Annotated in this window: 19 protein-coding genes; 14 read left to right on the top strand and 5 right to left on the bottom strand. The window is 43.4% G+C overall.

Going from position 1 to position 22,895, the window contains the following annotated elements; all coding sequences use genetic code 11:
* The first annotated feature begins 88 nt into the window (after window positions 1-88).
* Together ADU23_RS26340 and ADU23_RS26335 are read left to right on the top strand one after the other, a co-directional pair.
* Window positions 89-2,683, top strand: coding sequence for a GH116 family glycosyl-hydrolase (locus tag ADU23_RS26340; protein WP_053376473.1), 2,595 nt, complete (start codon window positions 89-91; stop codon window positions 2,681-2,683).
* A gap of 180 nt (window positions 2,684-2,863) precedes the next feature.
* The gene (locus ADU23_RS26335; RefSeq protein WP_053376472.1) at window positions 2,864-3,937 is read left to right on the top strand and encodes a DUF4037 domain-containing protein; all 1,074 of its coding nucleotides are present in this window, start codon (window positions 2,864-2,866) and stop codon (window positions 3,935-3,937) included.
* Between the two features lie 46 nt (window positions 3,938-3,983).
* On the opposite strand, the gene ADU23_RS26330 is transcribed toward ADU23_RS26335, so the two are convergent.
* Window positions 3,984-4,784 (bottom strand): DUF2935 domain-containing protein, encoded by an 801-nt coding sequence (locus ADU23_RS26330; protein WP_442950628.1) that lies wholly within the window; start codon window positions 4,782-4,784, stop codon window positions 3,984-3,986.
* A gap of 512 nt (window positions 4,785-5,296) precedes the next feature.
* On the opposite strand from ADU23_RS26330, the gene ADU23_RS26325 reads away from it, so the two are divergent.
* The gene (locus ADU23_RS26325; RefSeq protein WP_053376470.1) at window positions 5,297-6,253 is read left to right on the top strand and encodes a D-2-hydroxyacid dehydrogenase family protein; all 957 of its coding nucleotides are present in this window, start codon (window positions 5,297-5,299) and stop codon (window positions 6,251-6,253) included.
* 409 nt (window positions 6,254-6,662) lie between these two features.
* Here ADU23_RS26325 and ADU23_RS26320 read toward each other — a convergent pair whose 3' ends face one another.
* A complete protein-coding gene (locus ADU23_RS26320) occupies window positions 6,663-7,145 on the bottom strand; it encodes a GlcG/HbpS family heme-binding protein (RefSeq protein WP_053376469.1) in 483 nt (160 codons plus the stop codon).
* Between the two features lie 334 nt (window positions 7,146-7,479).
* Here ADU23_RS26320 and ADU23_RS26315 point away from each other — a divergent pair, with 334 nt between their 5' ends.
* The 4 genes from ADU23_RS26315 (at window position 7,480) to ADU23_RS26300 (ending at window position 12,069) form a co-directional block, all read left to right on the top strand.
* Window positions 7,480-8,223 carry a hypothetical protein gene (locus ADU23_RS26315; protein ID WP_053376468.1) on the top strand — a complete coding sequence of 248 codons (744 nt, stop codon included), beginning with the start codon at window positions 7,480-7,482 and terminating at the stop codon, window positions 8,221-8,223.
* A 12-nt stretch (window positions 8,224-8,235) separates the two neighbouring features.
* Entirely contained in the window at window positions 8,236-9,924 is a 1,689-nt protein-coding gene (locus tag ADU23_RS26310) for a vWA domain-containing protein (RefSeq protein ID WP_053376467.1), read from the top strand.
* 25 nt (window positions 9,925-9,949) lie between these two features.
* Window positions 9,950-11,089, top strand: a complete 1,140-nt coding sequence (locus tag ADU23_RS26305) for a toxic anion resistance protein (RefSeq protein ID WP_053376466.1) — start codon at window positions 9,950-9,952, stop codon at window positions 11,087-11,089.
* Window positions 11,090-11,295: 206 nt separating this feature from the next.
* On the top strand, window positions 11,296-12,069 hold the full coding sequence (locus ADU23_RS26300) for a DUF817 domain-containing protein (RefSeq protein ID WP_082311209.1): 774 nt from the start codon (window positions 11,296-11,298) through the stop codon (window positions 12,067-12,069).
* Between the two features lie 76 nt (window positions 12,070-12,145).
* Here the strand turns inward: ADU23_RS26300 and ADU23_RS26295 are convergent, their stop codons facing one another.
* Entirely contained in the window at window positions 12,146-12,982 is an 837-nt protein-coding gene (locus tag ADU23_RS26295) for a helix-turn-helix domain-containing protein (protein WP_053376465.1), read from the bottom strand.
* A 204-nt stretch (window positions 12,983-13,186) separates the two neighbouring features.
* Between ADU23_RS26295 and ADU23_RS26290 the strand changes: the two genes are divergently transcribed.
* A complete protein-coding gene (locus ADU23_RS26290) occupies window positions 13,187-14,011 on the top strand; it encodes a phytanoyl-CoA dioxygenase family protein (protein ID WP_053376464.1) in 825 nt (274 codons plus the stop codon).
* A gap of 128 nt (window positions 14,012-14,139) precedes the next feature.
* A complete protein-coding gene (locus tag ADU23_RS26285) occupies window positions 14,140-15,033 on the top strand; it encodes an aminoglycoside phosphotransferase family protein (protein ID WP_053376463.1) in 894 nt (297 codons plus the stop codon).
* Between the two features lie 133 nt (window positions 15,034-15,166).
* Here the strand turns inward: ADU23_RS26285 and ADU23_RS26280 are convergent, their stop codons facing one another.
* A complete protein-coding gene (locus ADU23_RS26280; protein ID WP_053376462.1) occupies window positions 15,167-15,646 on the bottom strand; it encodes a GAF domain-containing protein in 480 nt (159 codons plus the stop codon).
* Window positions 15,647-15,898: 252 nt separating this feature from the next.
* Here ADU23_RS26280 and ADU23_RS26275 point away from each other — a divergent pair, with 252 nt between their 5' ends.
* The 5 genes from ADU23_RS26275 to ADU23_RS32395 all read left to right on the top strand — a co-directional run bounded on the left by ADU23_RS26275 (window position 15,899) and on the right by ADU23_RS32395 (window position 21,851).
* Window positions 15,899-17,188, top strand: coding sequence for an ATP-binding protein (locus ADU23_RS26275; protein WP_082311208.1), 1,290 nt, complete (start codon window positions 15,899-15,901; stop codon window positions 17,186-17,188).
* Window positions 17,189-17,234: 46 nt separating this feature from the next.
* Window positions 17,235-17,861 carry a TVP38/TMEM64 family protein gene (locus ADU23_RS26270; protein ID WP_053376460.1) on the top strand — a complete coding sequence of 209 codons (627 nt, stop codon included), beginning with the start codon at window positions 17,235-17,237 and terminating at the stop codon, window positions 17,859-17,861.
* Between the two features lie 150 nt (window positions 17,862-18,011).
* Complete coding sequence (locus ADU23_RS26265; protein ID WP_053376459.1) at window positions 18,012-18,989, top strand: cation diffusion facilitator family transporter; 978 nt, start codon at window positions 18,012-18,014, stop codon at window positions 18,987-18,989.
* A gap of 294 nt (window positions 18,990-19,283) precedes the next feature.
* Window positions 19,284-21,092, top strand: a complete 1,809-nt coding sequence (locus ADU23_RS26260) for a PAS domain-containing sensor histidine kinase (RefSeq protein WP_053376458.1) — start codon at window positions 19,284-19,286, stop codon at window positions 21,090-21,092.
* A 159-nt stretch (window positions 21,093-21,251) separates the two neighbouring features.
* Window positions 21,252-21,851: a DUF4183 domain-containing protein gene (locus ADU23_RS32395; RefSeq protein WP_053376457.1), complete on the top strand. Its 600-nt coding sequence runs from the start codon at window positions 21,252-21,254 to the stop codon at window positions 21,849-21,851.
* Between the two features lie 531 nt (window positions 21,852-22,382).
* Here ADU23_RS32395 and ADU23_RS26250 read toward each other — a convergent pair.
* Window positions 22,383-22,847 (bottom strand): MarR family winged helix-turn-helix transcriptional regulator, encoded by a 465-nt coding sequence (locus ADU23_RS26250; protein ID WP_053377840.1) that lies wholly within the window; start codon window positions 22,845-22,847, stop codon window positions 22,383-22,385.
* Window positions 22,848-22,895 lie beyond the last annotated feature (48 nt).

The following is a 22,895-nucleotide window of genomic DNA, read 5'->3' as shown; positions in this document are numbered from 1 at the left end:
GAATATATAAAGGAATATAGTTGCTTTCCCATTATGATTAGTAGATTACGTTGCTTAAGTATATCATAGATGAAGAGAGGCTAAACATTTGGAAAACGTATACATTGGCGAAAAAACAAGGGAAATCAGCTTTCCGCTCGGAGGAATAGGCAGCGGATGTATCGGTTTGGCGGGCAATGGCAGATTGGTGGACTGGGAAATCTTTAATCGCCCCAATAAAAAGAGCTTCAACGGTTTTAGCCACTTCGCGGTTAAGGCGGAGCATGCTGGCAAGTTATTGGACGCTCGGGTGTTAAACGGCGACATGCAAGCTCCCTACATGGGGGAGCATCTTCGCGGTGCTCCTTTGCACAGCGGGTATGGCTACGGGCCTGAAAGCCAGACGATGGCAGGCATGCCACATTTCCAAGAGGTTGAATTCAGGGGCGAATTCCCGTTGGCGAACATGTCTTTCGCGGAATCAGCGTTTCCGGGACGGGTGCGATTGCTTGCCTTTAACCCATTCATTCCGCTGCAAGCAGACGATTCAAGCCTTCCGGCGGCATTCTTCGAGTGGGAAATTGAAAATACGCACAAAGTACCAATCATATACACGCTATGCCTCTCGGTCGGAAATCCCATTCCGACGGAACAGGTCTATCACCGATATAGCGAAATCAAAGGGTCGCAAGGACAGAGCATACATATGATCAAGCTAGGAACCAATCAGTTTGGCGAGGATGATCCTAGCTTCGGAGATATCACCATATCTACGGATGCGGCAGACGTCAGTTATCAAGAGTTTTGGTACCGAGGCGGATGGTGCGATAATTTGGAGATGTTTTGGCACGATTTCAAACAACCGGGGCGTATGAAGAACAGGCAGTATGATGCGGCAGACCAGCCTAAGGCTAGGAAGGACTCGGCATCGCTAGCTGCGCATATAGAGCTTGCGCCCGGAGAGAAGAAGAAGATCAGATACACAATCAGTTGGCATTTTCCCAACGTGGACAATTTTTGGAACCCGAATCCGCAAGGACCAAACAGCTGGAAAAATTATTATGGAACACTGTTCGAAGATTCCCGTGCAAGCGCGAAGTATGCCTTCGAGCATTGGGATCGCCTGTACGGAGACACGATTAAGTTCAAAGAAGCGCTATTCTCTTCGACGGTGCCAGCGGTTGTCAAAGACGCGGTTTCCGCCAACTTGTCCGTCATTAAATCGCCAACCGTATTGCGCCTGACTGACGGTTCTTTCTACGGATTTGAAGGCTGCATCGAGGATGTCGGCAGTTGTGAAGGTTCTTGCACGCATGTATGGAACTATGCTTACTCGCTGCCCTTTTTGTTCCCGGGTTTGGAACGCAGCATGCGGGATTTGGATTACAAATACAACGCGGACGAAGACGGTAGAATGTCATTCCGGCTCATGCTGCCAATTGGACGAAAGAGAAACGATGATCGAGCCTGCGCGGACGGTCAATTCGGCGGGGTCATCAAAGCTTATCGCGATTGGAAGATTTCCGGAAACACGGAATGGCTTAAATCCAACTGGCCGGAAATCAAGAAATCCATCACGTATGCGTGGGCGGATACTAACGAAGACAAGTGGGATCCCGACAAGAAGGGTATTCTGGAAGGCAGGCAACATCACACCTTGGATATGGAATTGTACGGACCGAATTCTTGGCTGAGCGGTTTTTATTTGGCTGCTCTTAAGGCAGGCGCCGAAATGGCGGCGTTCTTGGGCGAACAGGTAACGGCGGACGAATTCGAAGGCTTGTTCCAAAAGGGCAAACGGTGGGTCGATGATTGCTTATTTAATGGTGAGTATTATATTCAGCAAATCAATTTGTCTAATAAATCCGTAGTAGACTGTTTCGATGATGAGACCCTTAATACCTATTGGAACGAGGAACTGGGAGAAATTAAATACCAGATCGCAGAAGGGTGCGCTATTGATCAGGTCGTAGCCCAGTGGCATGCCAATCTGAGCGGGCTAGGCGAGATCTTCGATAAGAATCAAACGCGTACAGCTTTGAAATCCTTATATCGGAATAATTTCAAGCCAAGTATGAGGCATGAAGCGAATACTTGGCGGCTTTTCTCGCTGAATGACGAAGGCGGAATCGTCATCTGCACTTGGCCGGAAGGCGTAAGCAAGCCGGCGATTCCGCTTACGTATAACTCGGAAACGATGACAGGTTTCGAATATCAAGCAGCGTCTCATATGATTCAAGAGGGACTCGTCGAAGAAGGCCTTTCCATCGTGAAGGCCATTCGCGAACGTTACGACGGAGAGAAGCGCAATCCATGGAACGAGATCGAATGCGGCAGCAACTATGCCAGATCGATGGCCAGCTATTCCTTGCTGCAGGCGTTCAGCGGCTTCGAATACGATATGGTCAAAGGCATGATCGGCTTTAGCCCCGTACAAACGACGAATGGCGTGTTCCGTACCTTCTGGTCGCTCGACATGGGCTGGGGAATATTCGAGCAAAATTTGGAACAAGCACTGATTCATGTGATAAGCGGCAGGTTGGAGCTCCTCGTACTCAAGCTCTCCGAAGAGCGAACGAACGCGGTAACTAACATGCAATCGGGAGGCGTTAACTTGGAATACCGGATCACCGCTAACGAAATCCATTTTGCCAGTCCGGTTATACTAGATGGTAATAATCTATTGGTTATTAAGTTTAATTAGGCGAGTAACCCCGATCATCTAATGGTCGGGGTTGCTTTTTTGCTGAGAAGCTCAAGCGAGTTTCCGGAAGGTAAAATAATCGAGGAGAGGCAACTGTACATTTGCATTTCATTTATGTTGTAATAATGTGTAAATTGAATTGAATGGATGTCTTGTTCACTTGAAGTGGAGGAATCAAGAATGCCTTTTATAAATGGAATAGAATTATGTCGCCGATTTGATATGGAAGTCGTTGAGCCGGTCTTGACGGACACCTATCCTTACTTGTCCTATTCATCGGCTCTAATGGGTCCCGGTAGTGAAGTGCTTGGCTATGATACGGAAATGTCAACTGATCACGATTGGGGACCTCGAGTATATCTATTTCTTAACGAACAAGATATCGGGTATTCCGACCAAATACAAGGATCTTTACACGCACGAGCTCCGGAACGGTTTTATGGCTTTCCGGTTGATGTACGAATGAGCGTAATTACAACGGTGCCAAAGTTCATTGAAGGCTGCTTGGCTATTAACAGAGATGAACCAATAGAGCCAGTGGATTGGCTTACGTTTCCTTCGCAGTCTCTTCTTGAGATAACTAGAGGAGCTGTTTACAGGGACGATCATCGACTACTTTACAATTTAAGGAATCAATTCGATTATTATCCTCAAGATGTTTGGTTGTACTTAATGGCATCAAGTTGGCAACGCATCGGTCAAGAAGAACATCTAATGCTTCGTTCAGGCTTTATAGGCGACGAACTTGGCTCAGCGATTATTGCCTCACGTCTTGTCCGTGATATCATAAACCTTTGTTTCCTAATGGAGCGTCAATATGCCCCTTATCCGAAATGGTTTGGTACAGCATTCAAGCATTTTAAATGCAGTGATCAACTAATGCCTTATCTTTGGATTGCGCAAACGGCAACTACATGGCGAGAACGTGAGCATGCATTTAATGATGCTTATAAACATTTATCAAAGATGCACAACGGACTAAAGGTCACAGAGAAGATTCCTAATGATGTTTCATACTTCTATGATCGCCCTTTCAAAGTGATGAATGGTGAAGGAGTTGCCAGACTTATTGCGAATCAAATTGTAGATGCCGATATGAAGCTGTTAGCAGAAACACGCTTGATCGGTAACATAGACCAGATTACAGACAATACTGATTTCAGAAAAATAAATGGGTGGACGGATGGAGAAGGACAATACGCAAGAACGGCTTTGAAAAAACTAATATTGCCTAAAAAGATGGAGGATCATTAGTTCATCAGCCTGAGCAGCTTTGTAAGCTTCTGTTAAGCAAGATTGCTTATGCAGGTTTGCCGGTCAAGCTATTTTCAAACATATCGATGATTACAAGGAAATGTTCGGCCTCCCGAAATACGTGATCAGCTAATAACGGATGAATGATACTTTTTATACGACAGGCTTCAATGAGGTCTCGGGCTGTCCTCTTAAAGTCACGAAGCGATTTAACTGACACCCTGTTCTGATCAAGAAATTGGTCAAGCAGCGGAACCGTTTGCGATTGAGGACGCATAGATTCCAAGTCCTTTGCTTGAAATAGTAAAGTATCAAATTCTTGACTGAAATTATTTGCTTGTTCCACTAGCTGCCGCTCGGAAGGATCAAGTAAATGACTGATGAATTTGGCGTGATCAGCCATGATTCTTAAAAAGAAAACATTCTCGTCAATTATTGCATCAGGCAGCGGCTCAAGCCGACCGGAATTTAATTCCGACAACCGATTTCTGAAATAATTAGCTTCTCTGCTCACATGATCGACCAACAATGGGAAGTTGTTTGCACCCGGAAGTTGACACGTCAGTATTAAACCGAGTACTTTTCTTTTGAAAGCCCAAATATATGAGACCGCAGTATGCACTTCTTCATTAAATCTTTTAATTACAGCGGGATCTGTTCCAATGGTGAAGGCATTGGATTTATTTTCGATGGCTTCAAAAATGGCATAGAAATGATTTGCTTCATTTATTAATTGGGTATCCTCACAACGGAAACCCAGTTTAAGGAAAAGAGAATGCTCTTTCATAATTCGAGACCAAAATCTAACTTCTTCTAAAGAACGAGCTACAAATGACTGATCTAACAATGGCAGCATCTCCTTCATCAATCTTTAAGGTACTGTATGAAAGAAGAATTTGTACTATTCCCTATCTAGAATTATTCAAGTGGCATTGAAGATCATAATCGGTTTTAATTATTTGCATTCTTGTTCGGATGTAAAAAATCCAATTTATTGAAGTATTGATGGATGCTTACGATTCCGCTGATATTCACCTTGAAGACCTGGATCGCGCCTCCCAGCTCCTGGGCGGCGTTTTGCTTGTTGCCGAGCTCTTAATTTCTTGTTTCAATTCGGTTGAATAGGCAGCCTTGTTCCATCACATCCTCTCGCATTAATGAGCGGGGTTTCGCGCGTGTCAAAGGATTATTGCTCTATGACTATGCTGAAAAAGGCTAAGGCTTCGTCAGCTGTTTACAAGGATCTTAAGACAGCAATATACTGTAAATACATTTATGTGTTCGATGTACAAGCATGGATTACGGGTGGCTTCATTGCTTGCCCGCGTCCGCTTTAAATAGGAAGGAGGCAAATACAATATGAAACTTCGCTGTGCGATATTAGACGACTATCAGCAAGTGGCATTTACTGCCACGGATTGGTCTCGGATTTTGGACAAGGTGGAGGTCAAGAGTATCGATCGGCATATCGATCAACCGGATGAGCTGGTCAAACAGATCGAAGACTGCGAGATTGTCGTGATTATGCGTGAGAGGACGCCTTTCCGAGCATCGCTTCTTGCTCAGCTTCCCCGCTTGAAGCTGCTAATTACCACAGGCATGCGCAATGCGTCGATCGACATGACCGCAGCCACTTCGCAAGGGATTATCGTTTGCGGCACGGAAGGCGCAGGTAACGCAACAGCCGAGCTCACGTGGGCTTTGATTTTGGGTCTGGCCCGCAACATTGTGCAGGAGCACAACGCGATTCGCAGCGGTCAGTGGCAAAGCACCATTGGAGCAGATTTGTACGGCAAGACGCTGGGCATAATCGGGCTCGGCAAATTGGGCAGCAAGATCGCCAAATTTGGCCACGCGTTTGGCATGAACGTTACGGCGTGGAGCCAGAATTTAACGAAAGAGCGGGCCGACGAGATTGGAGTGAGATTAGCCGCTTCTAAGGGTGAGCTTTTGGAGAGCAGCGACTTTGTATCCATTCATCTTGTATTAAGCGATCGGACAAGAGGGTTGGTTGGTGCCGCAGAGCTCGAACGCATGCGTCCTTCGGCATATTTGATCAATACGTCCCGCGCTCCGATCGTAGATCAAGGTGCACTTGCCGAAGCTTTGCAGAATGGCCGGATTGCCGGCGCCGCGGTAGATGTGTTCGAGGTGGAACCTTTGCCGAAGGACGATATCTATCGATCGCTTCCGAATCTTCTTACTACGCCGCATATCGGCTATGTATCGAAAGCGAATTATGAGGCTTTTTATAAAGACGTGGTTGAAAATATTGAAGCTTATCTATCCGGGACGCCGGTTAGAACGCTTTCTTGATATAAGCTAAGACGGGTAGGGAGAGCTCATTTACCATGCTAAGATCGTACAAAATCGGGGATACTCGGCAAATTTTAGGTCATTTCTTCGTATGGCGGAGAATTCTTTCAGCAGTCTACAAAACAAGAAAAACCTATTCATGATACGGCAGTCAACGAAAAAGTCATTCAATTGAAAAGCTTTAGAATAAATTCCGAATCTACAGATTTGAATACATCCGCTAAGGGAACCGCTTTTGTCAAGGGAAATAAAGCAGGGGTCGAACATATACAGATTGTTGCTTCGATTGTATATTTTGTGTTCAAACGAGGAAGCAAGCTGACGTCGATTCTCCATCGGCGTCAGTTTTTTTAGTTTTCTTCGAGGATATAATGGAAGTGATTAGCACGATTGAGCTAGCAACAGCTTTCTATTGTGCCGGTCTACCTGTTCGAATGGTAGAGCCGATGCGAGCGCTAGTCATGGCCGTGTCTCCAAATCCAAGCAGGCTATTGAAGGCTTGAACCGCAGCATTGGCCACCTCGATGTCTTGAGCGCTCGTGCCCCCGCTTACCCCGATTCCACCGATGATTTTGTCTTTACTAACGAGAGGGATGCCACCGCCCAAGATGACAAGTCTGCCATGGTTGGTCGTATTGATGCCGAACGAGGGACCGCCCGGAAGCGCCGATTGCGCAAGGTTGGCTGTCGGCATCTGCATGGCTACGCTAGTCCAAGCCTTGTTCTGGGAGATGTCGATACCAGCAATTCGGGCATTGTCCATACGATGGAACGCGATTAGGTTGGCCCCTTCATCTACGATCGCGATATCGCTCGACAGCCCCATTTGCCGGGCTTTCTGTTCTGCGACTGCAAGCAATTGTTTTGCAGCTTCTAAAGTCAATTTGACCAAAACATTCACTCCTCAGAAATTCGGTACTCCGTTATTTTATGGTCATTCCCCTAGGATGGTGAATTCAACGAGCAAGATAGCTGCAAGCAACCTTCCAGATAGCTTTTTTTATTGCTCATATAAATTAGTGAGATCCTTAGGGATCTCTTTTTTGCCATTAATAAAATCAATCGGATAATGAGCAAGATTTAGGGGCTTGTTCGGTTATTCTCTGAATAAATTAAACATAAGGAGTGTTATATCTTCATTTTATCCATGAAGGAATGTTGAGCTTGACGCTTCTAAATCAGCTGAATCGGAGTAAGTTACAGTAATAGCGGGGGACGTGTGTACGTTGGATAACGGGAGATCCTTGAAACTATTTGGGCTTGTAGGCGGAGTTGCGATCCTTAATACTATCGTTCTGTCACCGGGAATTTTAGGTGTGGAAATAGGAGGTGAAAGTGTACTTGAAACAGCTTCAGGCATAACTTTGTTGGCGGTGAGCTTCCTTGTACTGCTTTACGGGAGTTATGCGTTACTCTTTAAAGCTCCTGCTGCGGCGCCTGTCAAGAAAATAGTGACGCGTGAGGATTTTATCGCTGCGCTTAACCATTATCGAAATGCAAAAGGGCTAAAGAAGGATATTTCCCTTGCCCTTGATCAGTTGGAACGAATTGAAAAGAAGAAGCTCACTTTGTCTGAGGTGCTTAGCCAGCGATTTGATCAGACGGAGATAAGCTACAAGAAGTTTGCTTCGGTTATCCATGAGGTTGAGAAGCTTTTCTATCTCAATATTCGGGGCATTCTTAATCAATTATCTGTATTCGATGTCTCCGGGTACGCAAGCTTTGCCAGTCAGCAAAAGTCCGCGAAGTTCTCTGACAAACTTGTGAAAGAAAAAAACGATTTATACAACGAGTACTTATCTTACGTCACTGGTTATCTTGGTGCAAACGAAGAAATTCTATTAAAGTTAGATAAATTATTATTGGAAATATCTCTATTAAACAGCGCTGATTATAGAGATGTCGAGGAAATGCCGTGTATGAAGGAAATTGATTTGTTAATCAAGCAGACCAAACTTTATAAGCATTGAGAGGGGACAGCTATGGCAGGTAAAGGAAAAGCTTTTGTGGTGTTAGTCTCGATTGCTGTGATTGTATTTTTACTTGTATATTTAGGGATCAGTTTAACGTCCAATTTAGGCAAAACCCAGACTCAGGTCACCTCGGAGGATGCGGCTAAAAAGCTTGATAAACTATATAAAGATGTTTCTGTGACGACTACGGAACAGATAAAGGGCCAAATCGACCTTGATCCTGTAGAGATCGGCGATTCATTACCCGATATTTCTAAGTTCCCAGTATCGGTAACCAATACGACCGACAGCTTCGTAGAGATTTTCTCATCCACAGAGAAATCTGGTACAGGTGTTGACGGCTGGTTAAATGAAGTGGCCACCGATTTCAATAAATCCAATATCTCTATAAATGGAAAACCGGTATCTGTCATGATCCGTAATATCGCTTCAGGTACAGCTACCGAATATATAAGGTCAGGTAAATATGTACCAGATGGATTTACCCCTTCAAATGAACTATGGGGAGAAATGGTAAAATCGGATGGAATCGCTGCTCAGCTTGTATCTAAGCGTCTTGTCGGTAATGTTACGGGTATTGTAACAACAAAGAAAAAGTATGATGAGCTGGTAAGCAAATATGGTGCTCTGAATATAAAGACGGTTACAGATGCGATTGCGGATAATGAGCTGGCTATGGGGTATACAGATCCATTTGCCAGTTCTACAGGTTTAAATTTTCTGGTGACTGCCCTCAGAACCTTTGACAGCACTGACCTTCTTGGGGAGAAAGCGGTTCAAGGCTTCGAGAAGTTTCAGGCCAATGTCCCTTTTATTGCATCAACCACGCTGCAAATGCGTGACGCAGCAAAGACAGGCATGCTGGATGCTTTTGTTTTAGAATATCAAACCTTTGTGAATGCGACGGATTTTAAAGCAGGTTATGTGTTCACTCCTTTTGGCGTTAGGCATGACAGTCCACTTTACGCTTTGGGTGATCTGCCCAATGATAAGTTGGAGATAATACAGAAGTTTGCCGATTTTGTTGAGCAGGAAAAATATCAGCGTATAGCTGAGGAGAAGGGTTTTAATGGTCTTCAAGATTATCAGTCTGAGCTTGAAGTGGTGGATGGCAGTCTCTTGTCTGCCGCGCAGAAGCTGTGGAAGGAGAAGAAGGATGGGAGCAAGCCGATCGCGGCCGTGTTCGTAGCGGATGTGTCGGGAAGCATGGGCGGTGAACCGTTGAACCGACTGAAGGAATCGTTATTGAAAGGACAAAAGTATTTAGGCCGTGACAATAGTATTGGTTTTGTTTCTTACTCCAGCGATGTTGCCATCAATCTTCCTATCGGGAAGTACGACACGAATCAGCAGTCCATGTTTGTCGGAGCGATAAACAGTCTTCAGGCCAGCGGGGGGACAGCTACTTTTGACGGCATCGTGGTGGCGATGAAAATGCTTCAGGATGAGGTGGCTTTGCATCCGGAGGTGAAGCCGCTGATCTTTGTCTTGAGCGATGGAGAGACGAATGAAGGGCATTCGCTTAAGGATATCAGAGGATTGATTGAGACGTTCAACATCCCTGTCTATACGATTGGCTATAATGCGAACATCAAGGCTCTTCAAAGCATTTCAAGCATTAATGAGGCGGCAAGCATCAACGCAGATACAGAGGATGTTGTTTATAAGATCGGCAATTTGCTCAACGTTCAGATGTAATACGAACCCATGAGGAGGCGCTGCAATGTCTTTTACGATGGAAGTAATCAGCGAGGAGAAGCTGAAATCGGCGATCGAGGAGCAGGTAAAGCCTGAGCCTGAGGAAATAAAGCAGCTAAAAGAGCTGGCCTTAAACAACGTTTCAACGATTTTGGCACTCGATATGGAGTCATTGGAGAAGCGGAGAGCGGTGCTGCAATCCATTGATAGTTTCGGAATGGGATCAATGAGGTCGTCCTCGGAAAAAAATGCTCTCTTACAGGTAGCTGTAGGAAACTTATCCAAAACAGGGGATGAAGGCGGGCAAGTAGCCAAGGGCTTGACGGAGCTGCATCTTCAGCTAAAAGATTTAGATCCAAGCGTCGTGGATTTTGCCAAAAACGGTCTGTTAGGCATGCTGTTTAACCCATTACGGCGTTATTTTGTGAAATACCAGAAAGCGGATGCGGTCATTTCGGACATTATATTATCTTTGGATAAGGGGAAAACGGTATTAAAGAATGATAACACAACTTTGGAGCTCGAACAGTATGGGCTCAGGGAGCTCACTAAAAAGCTTCAAAAGGAAATCCAGCTAGGCGTGTTAATGGATGCTGAGATTGAGTCTCAGATTGAAGCGGCAAAGCTTCGCCAGGAGTCTGAAGATAAAATTCTCTTTATCACGGAGGAGGTATTGTTTCCTTTGCGCCAGCGCCTAATGGATTTGCAGCAAATGTTGGTCGTTAATCAGCAGGGGATCATGGCCATTGAGGTTGTTATGAGAAATAATAAGGAGCTCATCAGAGGGGTAGACCGAGCTAGAAACGTTACGGTCTCCGCCTTGAAAATCTCAGTTACGGTGGCAAGCGCCCTCTACAATCAGAGAATTGTCCTTAAAAAGATTGAGCTTCTCAATCAGACTACTGACAATCTAATAAGCGGCACTTCAAAAATGCTGAAGGATCAGGGCGCAGCAATTCAAAAGCAGTCACTCGAAACGAATATTTCAGTCGATACGATGAAACAGGCGTTTGTTGATGTGCTGTCGGCGCTGGATTCGATTAGTACGTATAAGCAGGAGGCGCTCCCAAGGATGCGTGAAACCATAAATCAGTTTAGAGAGCTGGCTAATGAAGGGGAAAGCAGAATTCTAAGGCTGGAGAAAGGTCAAAAATTAGGGTTATAGGACTTTGTATTTTATTTTTGTTTAGCATCTCAAAACGATGTAGACTAACCCAAAATAAGAAATATTAAACGAGAAACTTTCTCTTTATCAATAGGGATTTCACCTTTATTCTTGGTTTAAGTCAAATGAGCGGCCTACATCGCGATTACACATGTCCATTTGATGAATCGTACGATTAAATGGGCATGCAGAGGAGATAAACAGAATTGAAACCGATCATTCAACTCTTGCATTTTGGTTATCATCAGGCGATGAGCTGCATTTTTCCTGTTGCGATCTTTGGAACTTTAGCTCTCTCAAGCGTAATAGAGCTGCCCTTCATTTATCGTTATGATGCCATTCTTCTGATTCTGCTTGGTGTGCAATATTTCATGTACCGCAGCGGATTAGAGACGCTTGATGAAATCAAAGTAATCTGTATTTTTCACATTATTGGTCTGTGTCTGGAAATCTATAAAGTATCGATGGGATCGTGGGAATATCCTGAGCCAGGATATACGAAGCTGCTCGGTGTCCCGCTCTATAGCGGATTTATGTATGCAAGTGTAGCAAGCTTTATGTGCCAGGTATGGCGGAGACTGCGAATGGACATGACAGGGTGGCCGGGGCTTACGCCTGCGGCTCTGCTTGGAGGGGCGATCTATTTCAACTTTTTCACGCATCACTTTATTCCTGATTTTCGTTGGTGGCTGACTGCGCTTGTATTTATCGTCTTTTGGAAAACACGGATTATATATCGGGTACGGACTGCTGCTTATCGAATGCATTTAACGCTCGCCTTTATCCTTGTAGGTTTTTTTATCTGGCTAGCGGAGAATATAGCTACATTTTTTGATGCTTGGAAATACCCTGATCAGCATCAAACCTGGCAGTTGGTTAGTTTCAGCAAGATCAGCTCGTGGTTCCTCCTAGTTATCATTAGCGTCATCATCGTGGCCCAGCTTAAATATGTTAAAGCTAATCGAACAAAAAACGATTGATTTAGGTAGAGCTAATCGCCTATTCGCCGGCTATATCGGCGGATTGGCGATTTTTTAATGCTCAAAATCAAATGCTCTAAGAAAACTCCGGTGGCTGCCGTCCCGATAATTTCAGGCGGCGAAATGCGGTTGGCGATAGTCCGCAGCTTCTTTTAAACAGTTTTGAAAAGTGAAATTCGTCATAAAAATGCAGCGTAGCTGCGATTTCCTTAACCGACAAATTTGTCGTTTCGAGGGATGCTTTTGCCGACTCCAGCTTTAGCTTTAACATATAGTTGCTTGGAGACAGTCCGGTTATGGAACGAAAACGGGTAAAGAAAGACGTGCGGGACAAGCCGCTTTTTTTCACGAATTCCTCGACCCGGAATGGCTTGTCCATATTTTTATGCATATCGATAAGGATCTTGCTCAGCTCCGTATGACGGAACGTATCTTCTATCGATAGTTCCCGGGCGAACAAGAGCAGTATTTCTTGCAGCAAAATATTAGCGGAATAAGCGTATCCGGTCGGCTGTGCAATCAGATTGTCAATCATTCGCTCACAGAGTTGAATGGCCTCTGTCATTTTATCCGTTGAAAGGACCTCACCGACGGGAAGCTGGAGAAAGTGCGCGATTTCCAGGCTGCTGAAGTCAAGAAAATAGAACTTCCAATCATCATTTTGACACCTATAAGTAGACGCAACAGCTTCCTGAACGAAAAAATATGAACCTGCATTCAGTTCAAACCGATCTGTTAATTGAGTCAGGGTTCCTTTTCCGTTATAGGTAATAAACAAGCCGGGGGCAGCGAATCCCTCTCCTTTGGTTACTTGGTACGCGTCGTTTGCTTGTACTTTCCAGATGGAATTAAAATGGCAAGGAGGAATTGCTGATTTTCCTTCTAAACCATAGGGGATGTTCATGTAGGACATTGTGTCTGTCACCTCTAATAAGTTCTAAACTACATTGAAACATTGGCTTATATACATTTATTAGATCTTATTTTGTACAATTATACATGAAAAAAATACCGTTATCCATGGATGAGCACATTGATTTATCCTACAATCAACCTATAGAAAGCAAGCAAAATCCAGAAAAGTTTGGTGACAAATTAGCAGGGGAGTGTATTCGCAATGATGGTCAAGGTAGGCAGTCGTGAACTCGAGATGAATGGTCCGCACTTAATTGAATTGAGAAGCTCAAACGATATTATCCATGATATGGCGGCACTGCGTAAGCGGATGGAGGATGACGGATATTTGCTGATTCGCGGGTTTCATGAACGGGAGCAAGTGCTTCGTGCCCGAATGAGCATTTTAGAGAAAATGGACAGAACCGGGAAGATCGCTCGGGACACGCTGCTAGAGGAAGGAGTCATGGCCGATGGCAGCAAAAGTATTTTTATGGGTGGCACCAACGAGGATTTGCCTGAGTTGCTTAACGTATTGAACGGGGAGCATGTGATGCGCTTCTTCGATGATTTCCTTCGCGAGCAAGCTCTTACTTACCAATATAAATGGCTCAGAGCCGTTGGAAAAGGAGATTTCACAGGGGCTCACTATGACATTGTGTATATGGGCAGAGGCACACAGCATGTATACACCGTTTGGTCTCCTCTAGGTGACGTTTCGCTTGAGATGGGTGGTCTTGCCATCTGTCTAGGATCGCACCGGTTTGAACAATTGAAGCGCACGTACGGCTCGAAGGATTCGGACCGGGATGGCATTGGCCACTATACGGATGATCCGCTTGTAATTACGGAAAAATTCGGCGGCAAGTGGGCGACAACGGCTTTTCAAGCTGGAGATGTTCTCATCTTTGGGATGTATTTGCTTCATTGTTCGCTCGAGAATACGACAAACCAGTATCGAATCAGCGTAGATGCGAGATATCAATCGGTAAACGAGAAGGTGGACGAGAGATGGAGCGGTAAAAAGCCTCGAGGTCATTTTAAATAGTGCCCATTATGCGAGTCATTCCTGAAGTTGTCTCTACAAATTTTAACAACTACATCCCCAGACGGAGGTATTAGTAGACGGATTATTATACTATTATTGTGAATTTTAAGTTGGAGAGTAACCCTAGGATGACCGATCGTTATAAGGAGGTCTTTCAGTTGACGATGCTAGGCAAATGTATAGGTATAGGCTCAAGTTGTGAAGTTTACGAATGGGGTGGCGACGACAAAGTCGTCAAGCTGTTTCATTCAAGCACGCCGCCGGAGGCTGTTCAGCTCGAATATCGGAACTGCTCCGCTGCTTGGGAAAGCGGGCTTCCAGCCGCTCGCCCGTTTGAACTTGTGACCTGTGATGGGCGCCACGGTATTATTTTCGAAAAGATAGTCGGGGAAACGATCTTGAACCGAATATTTGAACATTTGAATTCTTTTCGAGTGATCGATTTTAACGAGGCAGACAGCGATCTACGAAAATATGCGAGAGTGCTGAATGACATTCACAAAGCAAACGTCTCCGGCGTAGCTACTGAACAAATGGAGCATTTAAAAGCGATTATCGGCCGGCCTGCAGCATTTACCAATGACGAAATCACTTCCATCCATGCGTATATGGATCTTTTGCCTGTTAAACGACAGCTTTGCCACGGTGACACGAATCCAGGCAATTTGATATTAAGAAACGGTATGCCGTTCATGGTAGACTGGATGCATGCTTCGCTTGGCAACCCAGCCGCAGACGTCGCGGAAGTTTGTGTGATGATTGAATATGCCGTCTTGCCACCGGAAACACCGGCTGCCGTCAATGCTTTTTTTGAAACTTGGCGCCATGCAGCCTATGAAATTTTCGTCGACGAGTACGGTAAGCTATCTGGGGTAACAGAGGAAGAAATACGGGCTTGGTACGTTCCGGCCGCCGCACGTTCAATCGCGTCGGGTGCATTATCGGGCGAGCAAGTTGCAAAACTGGTTGCTATGATTCGAGATGATATTCGATCCGAAGCGAAAACACCGAATAAACCATAAATATCGCAAGAACTTGTTATGCAGATTAATAGGACGAGCCTCGAGAAGCGATTCTGAGGCTCGTTTTTTTTCAGACAACTAAATTTTCTAAGGCTGCGACCGCTAAAATACGATTACTCGAAGCTTTTTCAAATTATAAATAGGTGATTAATTGATTGACGAACTTCTCTAGGTAATGCTGGTCAACCTCATCAAAGCGATCGAGCACAGGGCTATCAATATCGAGAACGCCGAACAACTCGCCGTCTTTTATGATAGGAATAACAATTTCTGATTGAGAAGCGGAGTCGCATGCGATATGTCCCGGGAACTCATGGACATTTCCAACTCTGACGGTCAGTCTTTCGCTTGCAGCTTTCCCGCAGACGCCTCGATGTAACGGGATACGAACGCAGGCCGGCAAGCCTTGAAACGGTCCCACAACGAGCTCGTTCCCCCGATAGATGTAAAATCCAACCCAATTGATATTATCTAAAAATTGATTTAGCAACGCCGATGCATTAGCCAGATTAGAAATAACATCGGTTTCACCATCCAGCAAAGCTTGTAGCTGGCGGATCGCTAGCTCGTATTTTTGTTCGAGAGTTCCTTCGTATTGTTCAGGATGAAACATAATTCGACTCCTTTATCGTATATGGTGTTAAATCTGCTAATGCTTGTTGTTAATATAGTTTAACATACAATAAACTTTTCACCCATGGGTAGAAAAAGCAATTCTCAAAACCGATTTACGATATGCCGTCAAAGTATAACGCTAAATTCGACAGCAACATTCACTTTTTTATTCGGAATCTTGTTAATTTCTTCATGTTCATTGTACAATTTATTTAGCAAATAATTGGGCTTTGTGTTAGATAAAAGATGCATGTCCATGTTATTCAAATGGATGGTGAGGTGGCGGCATTTGAGCATAATCAAAGACTTCTTGCTGCAGTTATCATTAGTCATTGTGCCAGTTGGCATATATCAGGCCTATTTGTTAGGCCATATTCAAATCAGAAAAAATACTAACCTTTTTCTAGCTTTGCTTTGGGGAAGTTCAGTTTTCCTTTGTATGTCATTTCCAATAAGTTACGGAAACGGCATGCATCATGACTTCAGAATCGTTCCCTTGCTGATAGGTACATTGTATGGCGGTCAAAGAACGGGTGTGTTCTTATCGCTTTTGGTCATTATATATCGATATTATTTAGGCGTCGATACCGGCTTTTACAGCTCGCTGCTGGCTATTGCCTGTGGATTTTCTGTTATTCTTTATTTTCAGAAGACATTCGTTAAAGTATCCAGAAAAAACAAGCGAATTAAAATTGCCGTTTTGCTATCGTCGTATTATTGCTTGGCGGGTACTGTATTTGTCTCGGTCCTTAAGGGAATTACAACTGAGAGCCTAACGCTGCAAATTTTGCACTTCGGATGTGCAGCTGGAATAGCTTGGTTGATGACCGCTTTAAATGAGAACATGGCAGAGATCCATACGATGCGCAAAGAGCTTCAAAATGCGGAAAGGCTGCGGCTGATTGGAAATTTAACAGGTGTATTTGCCCATGAAATCCGTAATCCGATGCAGGTAGCCCGGGGCTTTCTTCAGCTGCTCGATACGCCTGATATGCCTGATAAGAAGAAGCAGTATATTAAGCTGTCTATTGAAGAATTGGATCAAGCAAACAACATTATTCATCAGTTTTTGAGTTTTGGGAAACCGCTCTCGGATTTAGATGTTGACGTGGATGTAGCTGATCAACTAAGACGAGCCGTGGCTTTGTTGCAAAATTATGCGCTAAGCAAAAACGTGATTATCCAAACCCATATTGAGAGCAACTGCATCGTTCACGGAAATGCCCAAAGAATGAACCAATTCCTAATTAACATTATGAAAAACGCGATTGAATCCATGCCTGATAGCGGAACGGTCTGGGCCTCATGCATCGCTTTGGATCAATCACATGTGGAAATACGTGTAAAAGATGAGGGAATAGGGATGTCGAAAGAGGAAGTAGAACGACTGGGCTCACCCTATTATTCCTTGAAGGAAAGCGGCACTGGCTTAGGTATGATGGTATGCTTCCAAATTATCAAATCATTTAATGGAAAATTAAAGGTGCTCAGTGAACAAAATGCAGGTACAGAAGTCGTAGCGAGAATTCCGAAGGCTTAATGCTATTCAGCTGTGATTTAATCGTTTTTATTGAAAGGTGATGCCCTTGAGTTTTAGCAAGTGGATGATCGTTTTTATCAATATCGTGCTTCTGTTGGTGATGATATTAAAATGGAATGAGCTAATCGCGTGGCTTAGAGAAGAGGAGGATGTTTTCTTTCCACTCGTATTTATCATTGTTGTGCTTCTAGCGGCTGTACCCGGGGTGCCATTCGGTTTAATTGGTGGAATCATTGGCGCGAAATACGGGTTGTTAAATGGCGGAATCATCAATTTAATAGCTTCGACGAGTGCAGCAGTGCTCGTGTATTTTTTAGTGCGGTATTTATTTAAGGATATGGGCATGCTTTGGCTCGAAAACTCAAAAAAATTACGCCGTATGGATAATTTTTTACGGACGCGCGTCTTTTGGTCGATTTTATTGGCAAGGCTGATCCCCATCATGCCAGCGGCACTCATTAATATTTATGCGGGCACATTTGGTTTGTCATTCAAAATATTTCTAACCGCAACGCTCCTAGGTAAAATCCCATTTATATTGGTTTTCACTTATCTTGGAGATAGCATTCAATCCGGAGCAATGGGATCGCTAGTTGTCATCGCGGTTTATGGGGTTTTTCTGATGAGTGTATATTTAATCTATCAACTCATTACGAAGCGTCAGCGTATTTGATGAAAAGCATGGATAAAAGGAAAGCGGTGAATGGGTTGCAACATTCAGGTATATAATAACTCGAAGCCAAATGATTGATTTTCGATAGTTATCAGCATGCATGGAATACAGCCGCAATAGTAAAGGGCTAAGATTCAGGAGGTAAAAATAATGGATAAACAAAATAGTTTTATCTATTTAATGAAAAAAGGGAATATGTCATCTGGAACTGCCGCTATCGGTAACACTGCATTAGCTATCGTAAAAGGAATAGCTGCTGCAATAACAGGGAGTGGAGCCATGTTTGCATCAACAATGCATTCCGTTGCCGATGCGGTTAACCAAGCCTTTGTTTTTACAGGGAGCGTATTAGCGGAGAAAAAACCTACACCCAAGTTCCCCATCGGCTTTGGCCGGGTTATAAATATTTTTTGCATGATTGCGGTAATTGTCGTTACCGTTATGGCTTACCATACGATTATCGAAGGGTTTCATCTCTTGCATAATCCTGTGGAAGCGCACGGTTTTTGGCTTAATTTTATAGTTCTTCTGCTCTCGATTGCGGTTGATGGTTTCGTCCTGATAAAAGTGATGAAGGAAGTTGTTCGGGAGTCGCGTACAGAAGCGAGCGGTTTTGGAATTATTAGCGCTTCATTCCGAAATGTAGGCCGTGCTGCTCCACCGACACGATTAGTGTTTTATGAAGACATTGTGGCAACGCTCGGAGCATTACTAGCTCTGTTGGCAGTAGTAGTAACTTCGGTAACTCGCTTTGAGCTGCTAGATGGGATATCGACGATATTGATTGGTTTACTCATGGTTGGCGTCGCTTTTCGGGTAGGTTATGATAACATGGTCGGGCTGATCGGCGTTGCGGCACCTCTTGATGTAGAGGTTAAAGTGGAAAAGCTTATACGTTCAGATCTGAATGTCACCGATATATTTCAAATGCGAATTTTGCAAGAAGGCAGATATTATCATGTTGATGGCCTAATCGAACTTAAGCCGGGGCTAACGCTTGCCGAAGCCGATGATATTAAGTTTCGCATAAGAGACAAACTGCTTACCGATCCTGACATCACGGATGTAACGCTTGGCATTCTTGAAGACAACGGTTTTCAAAACTGGGTTCCAGACAAAGAGGGCTAACAATGCTTGCGAATGAATTTTTACATAAAATCAAATCTTTATCGTACGTCCCACCCTTCGGGGTGTTTTTTTTGCTGAATGATAAGCAACTCTAAAAAGCTATTAGGATGTATATCAAATAAAAATTTGAAGCGAATACTGTCGAAAATACAAACTAAAATAATGATTTTGGAATAAAATAAGTTAGACTAATTTTTTTTTGAACGATAGACCGATCAACCATTTATTTTATTATTAATATACGATATGATGCAAAAATAGATGGAAAATAGTCTGTGACATAATTGAAAAAGGGTGATATTTATTAAAGATTTTTTTTCAACATTAAATAAACCCAGACTAATATTATCTTTCCTAAATATTACTTCTGACGGAGTCGTTATCGTAGATACAGAAGGAAGAGTACTCGGTATCAACAAAAAGTTCGAGGAACTTCATGGATGGACCGAAGAAGAAGTGATTGGCAAGATTTTGCCGATGACGCCGGAAAAAGATAAAGCTATGGTGTTTGAGTTATATGAGAAAATTATACAAGGCGAAGAATACAGCGGGCGGGAAGTTGAAAAGCTAAGAAAAGATGGCAGTACTTTTTATGCGAATGTGACTATTTCTGCGATGCGAGATGATAGCGGAGAGGTCGTTGCATTCGTTGGCGTCGAGAGGGATATTACGGAAAAGAAACAGGCAGAAGCGCTGATCAAAGAAAGCGAGGAGCGGTATCGCCTGTTGGTCGAAAACTCTCCTGAGCCTATCGTGGTATTACAGAATAATAGGATTGCTTTTGTAAATCCTGCAGCGGTAATCCTCATTGGCGTTTCAAAACCGGAGGAACTGATAGGCGAAAATGCAGCTCGTTTTTTTCATCCTGATGATTTAGACATCCTGCTCGGCGAAATCAATCAGTTATATACGTTCAATCAAGCTTGTTCGCTTTTGGATAAAAGGCTCATACGGTTAGATGATGAAATTATCCATATCGAAGTCAAAGCCGTACCTATTCAATTTCAAGGCAATAGATCGGTTCAGCTATTATTTCGAGATATTACAGAAAGAAAAAAAGCAGTGTTTGAGCTTGCTCAAAAAGAGCGGGAATATAGCCGTGTACTGAAGCTATCTCCTGAGCCTATCATACTTCACAGAAACTGTATCATTACCTTCGTTAATGATATGGCGTTAAAATTGTTTAACGCCCAAACGACAGAGGAGCTTATAGGACGCTCAGTCTTCGAATTTTCCAGTATCAGTTACCATGAGAGAATATTGGAAAGATTTGCACAAGCTATAGAAACCGATGGCTTTATGGAGTTTACAAGCCTTGAATTGCAGCGATTGGATGGGACTGTAGTGGATGTCGAGGTGTCATCTATTTTTATACATAGGCATGATGGAGAACCCGTCATTCAAACCGTAATTAGAGACATGTCAGAACGCAAACGGTCTGATCATATCATTCGAAGAGCGGAGAAGCTATCCATCGTGGGCGAGCTTGCTGCTGGAATAGCCCACGAGATACGCAACCCGTTAACGGCGTTAAAAGGGTTTTTACAGCTTTTAAAGTCAAAAGAAACAGCTTACGTCGATATTATGCTCGTAGAAATTGAACGAATCAACCAGATCGTGAATGAATTTATGAGTATGGCGAAGCCCCAAGCTGATAAGTTTGTGGAAACCGATTCAAAAGACCTGATTGAGAACGTCATATTTATGATGCAGCCACAGGCCATTTTATATAATGTTCAATTGAATTTCTATCTGGATGCGATGGATTCACGGATTTTTTGCGAGCCGAATCAACTGAAACAAGTTTTTATAAATTTGATCAAAAATTCAATAGAAGCCATGCCATCCGGAGGTACAATAAGTGTGAGGATCATTGCCAAGAATACGTCTGACTTGCAAATTGTGTTCAGCGACGATGGCTTGGGGATCCACCATGATCAAATTGCTAATCTTGGAAAACCGTTTTTCACAACGAAAGAAAAAGGAACGGGACTAGGCTTGATGGTTTGTTTCAAGATCATTGAAGCCCATCACGGGCACATCGATATTCAAAGCGAACTTGGTAAAGGAACCACAACGACAATCACATTGCCGTTTCCGTAGCCACCCCTTGGGGTGGTTTTTTTATTTTTAGGCAAGGGTTACCGATACCTATTTATGTTAAAAATAGATTCCAACCTAATCGTACTTGATATTTAGTCCATACCTCAAAGCGATCGTAACATATCATATATACATGAATGTAATAGGGAGTGATATGGCTTGGGTAGGAAATTAGCTGCAAAGAAGATAATACGGACAAGAAAACATAAATGTAACGAGAAATTATGTTCAACATCAGGGGTGAAATGGAGATACTCTATTTCTAGCAATAGAAAAAAATGCGATAAGAAAATCATTCCAAATCGTCCTCGAAAAAGAAGGAAAAAAAATAAAAAGATCATTATTGTAAAACGGAATCCTGTTGTTATTGATCAACAAGGCATACAAGGACCTCAGGGAATGCAAGGGCCACAAGGGCCACAAGGTGAAAGAGGCGCGACGGGGACTGTTATCATCCCTGACATCATCATTTTGCCTACTGTTCAAAGATATTTTCATGTGATAGCCGAAGACACCCAAACTCAAGTAACGATTCCAGCTAATGCATTCACTAATGATGAGGGAACACCTATTACCGCATTTTTAGACATTGGACCAAATAGCTACAGCAATCTTTATATCAACGGGATCCTGCAAGAAGGTGGTATATATCTTTTGAACGAAAGCGCTTTGACCATTATGTTCAACAATCAAGATATTTTTTCGGGTACGCCAATTATTATTGAAATCGTTAGGTTTTTAGCTCAAGTTATCGCTTAATAGGGTTCTAATCAAATATATTTTTCCAGCCCTTCCCTTGCCAGCAATTCTTAATTTTGAGGATTGTCGGCATTATCTTTTCTTTGTTTATCGAGCTTCGTACATAATTGCTGCAAATCATGATGAGAAAGGAAATGAGTATAATGCCGATCATATTGCCGATCTCCCCCCCAATCATATCCGGATTTATTTATAATCTAAGCGCTCAGACTGTACCATAAGCGACAGATGTTATTTTTGATACAAATGTTATCGTAACACCCGGAATTGTACATGTTCCTGGAACAACGCAGATTATTGCTGTTAATGCAGGAAAATATGAGGTTTCTTTCTCGATCTCTGGCGTTGAACCGAACCAATTCGCACTCTTTCTAAATGGAGTTCTGGCTCCAGGGACCGTATATGGATCAGGGGCAGGGACTCAGCAAACCAATGGACAGGCAATCATATCTCTGGCGGGACACAAACTAATGTAAATGCTTCGGTAATAATTAAAAAATTAGGTTAATTTCTAGATAAATGTGAACGATGCTAGATACGATCGTTTCCGTTAAAGAGTCTGAGCATTGCTGTAAAATTTTCAAGCTGCTCATCATCCCATTTTGAAAGGCGATCATAGAATGCAGACTCTTTCTCTCTTAGGGCATCAATTGTCTTTTGTCGTCCAAGCTCCGTAAGAGATAACCGTATTCCTCGACGATCCTCAGGGGAAGGCTCACTTTTTACATAGTCCAAGAGCTTAAGTTGATTGACAAGACGAGTAACTGAGCTGCGGTCCATTGCTGTTGATTCCGCTAAAATGGTGGCACTTGTTGGGCCGAACGAGAAAAGCCAACGAACAATAAGAAAAGCTGCAGGCTGCAGCGATGAATCAAAACGTGCCGCCGCTCTTACATTGAGCGCATGCGAGGCGCTAATGAGTGCATTTATCTGTTCGCCGAGCTGAAGTTCAAGCAGCGCTCTCGGCGTATTTTTGTAGGGATCATCATGCTCCATATTATTCACCTCGAATGGGTTAATACCATATGTTTGACATATATCAAT

This window comes from Paenibacillus sp. FJAT-27812 (assembly GCF_001273905.1).
Taxonomy (GTDB): Bacteria; Bacillota; Bacilli; order Paenibacillales; family Paenibacillaceae; genus Pristimantibacillus.
This window is presented reverse-complemented; position numbering and strand designations above follow the sequence as displayed.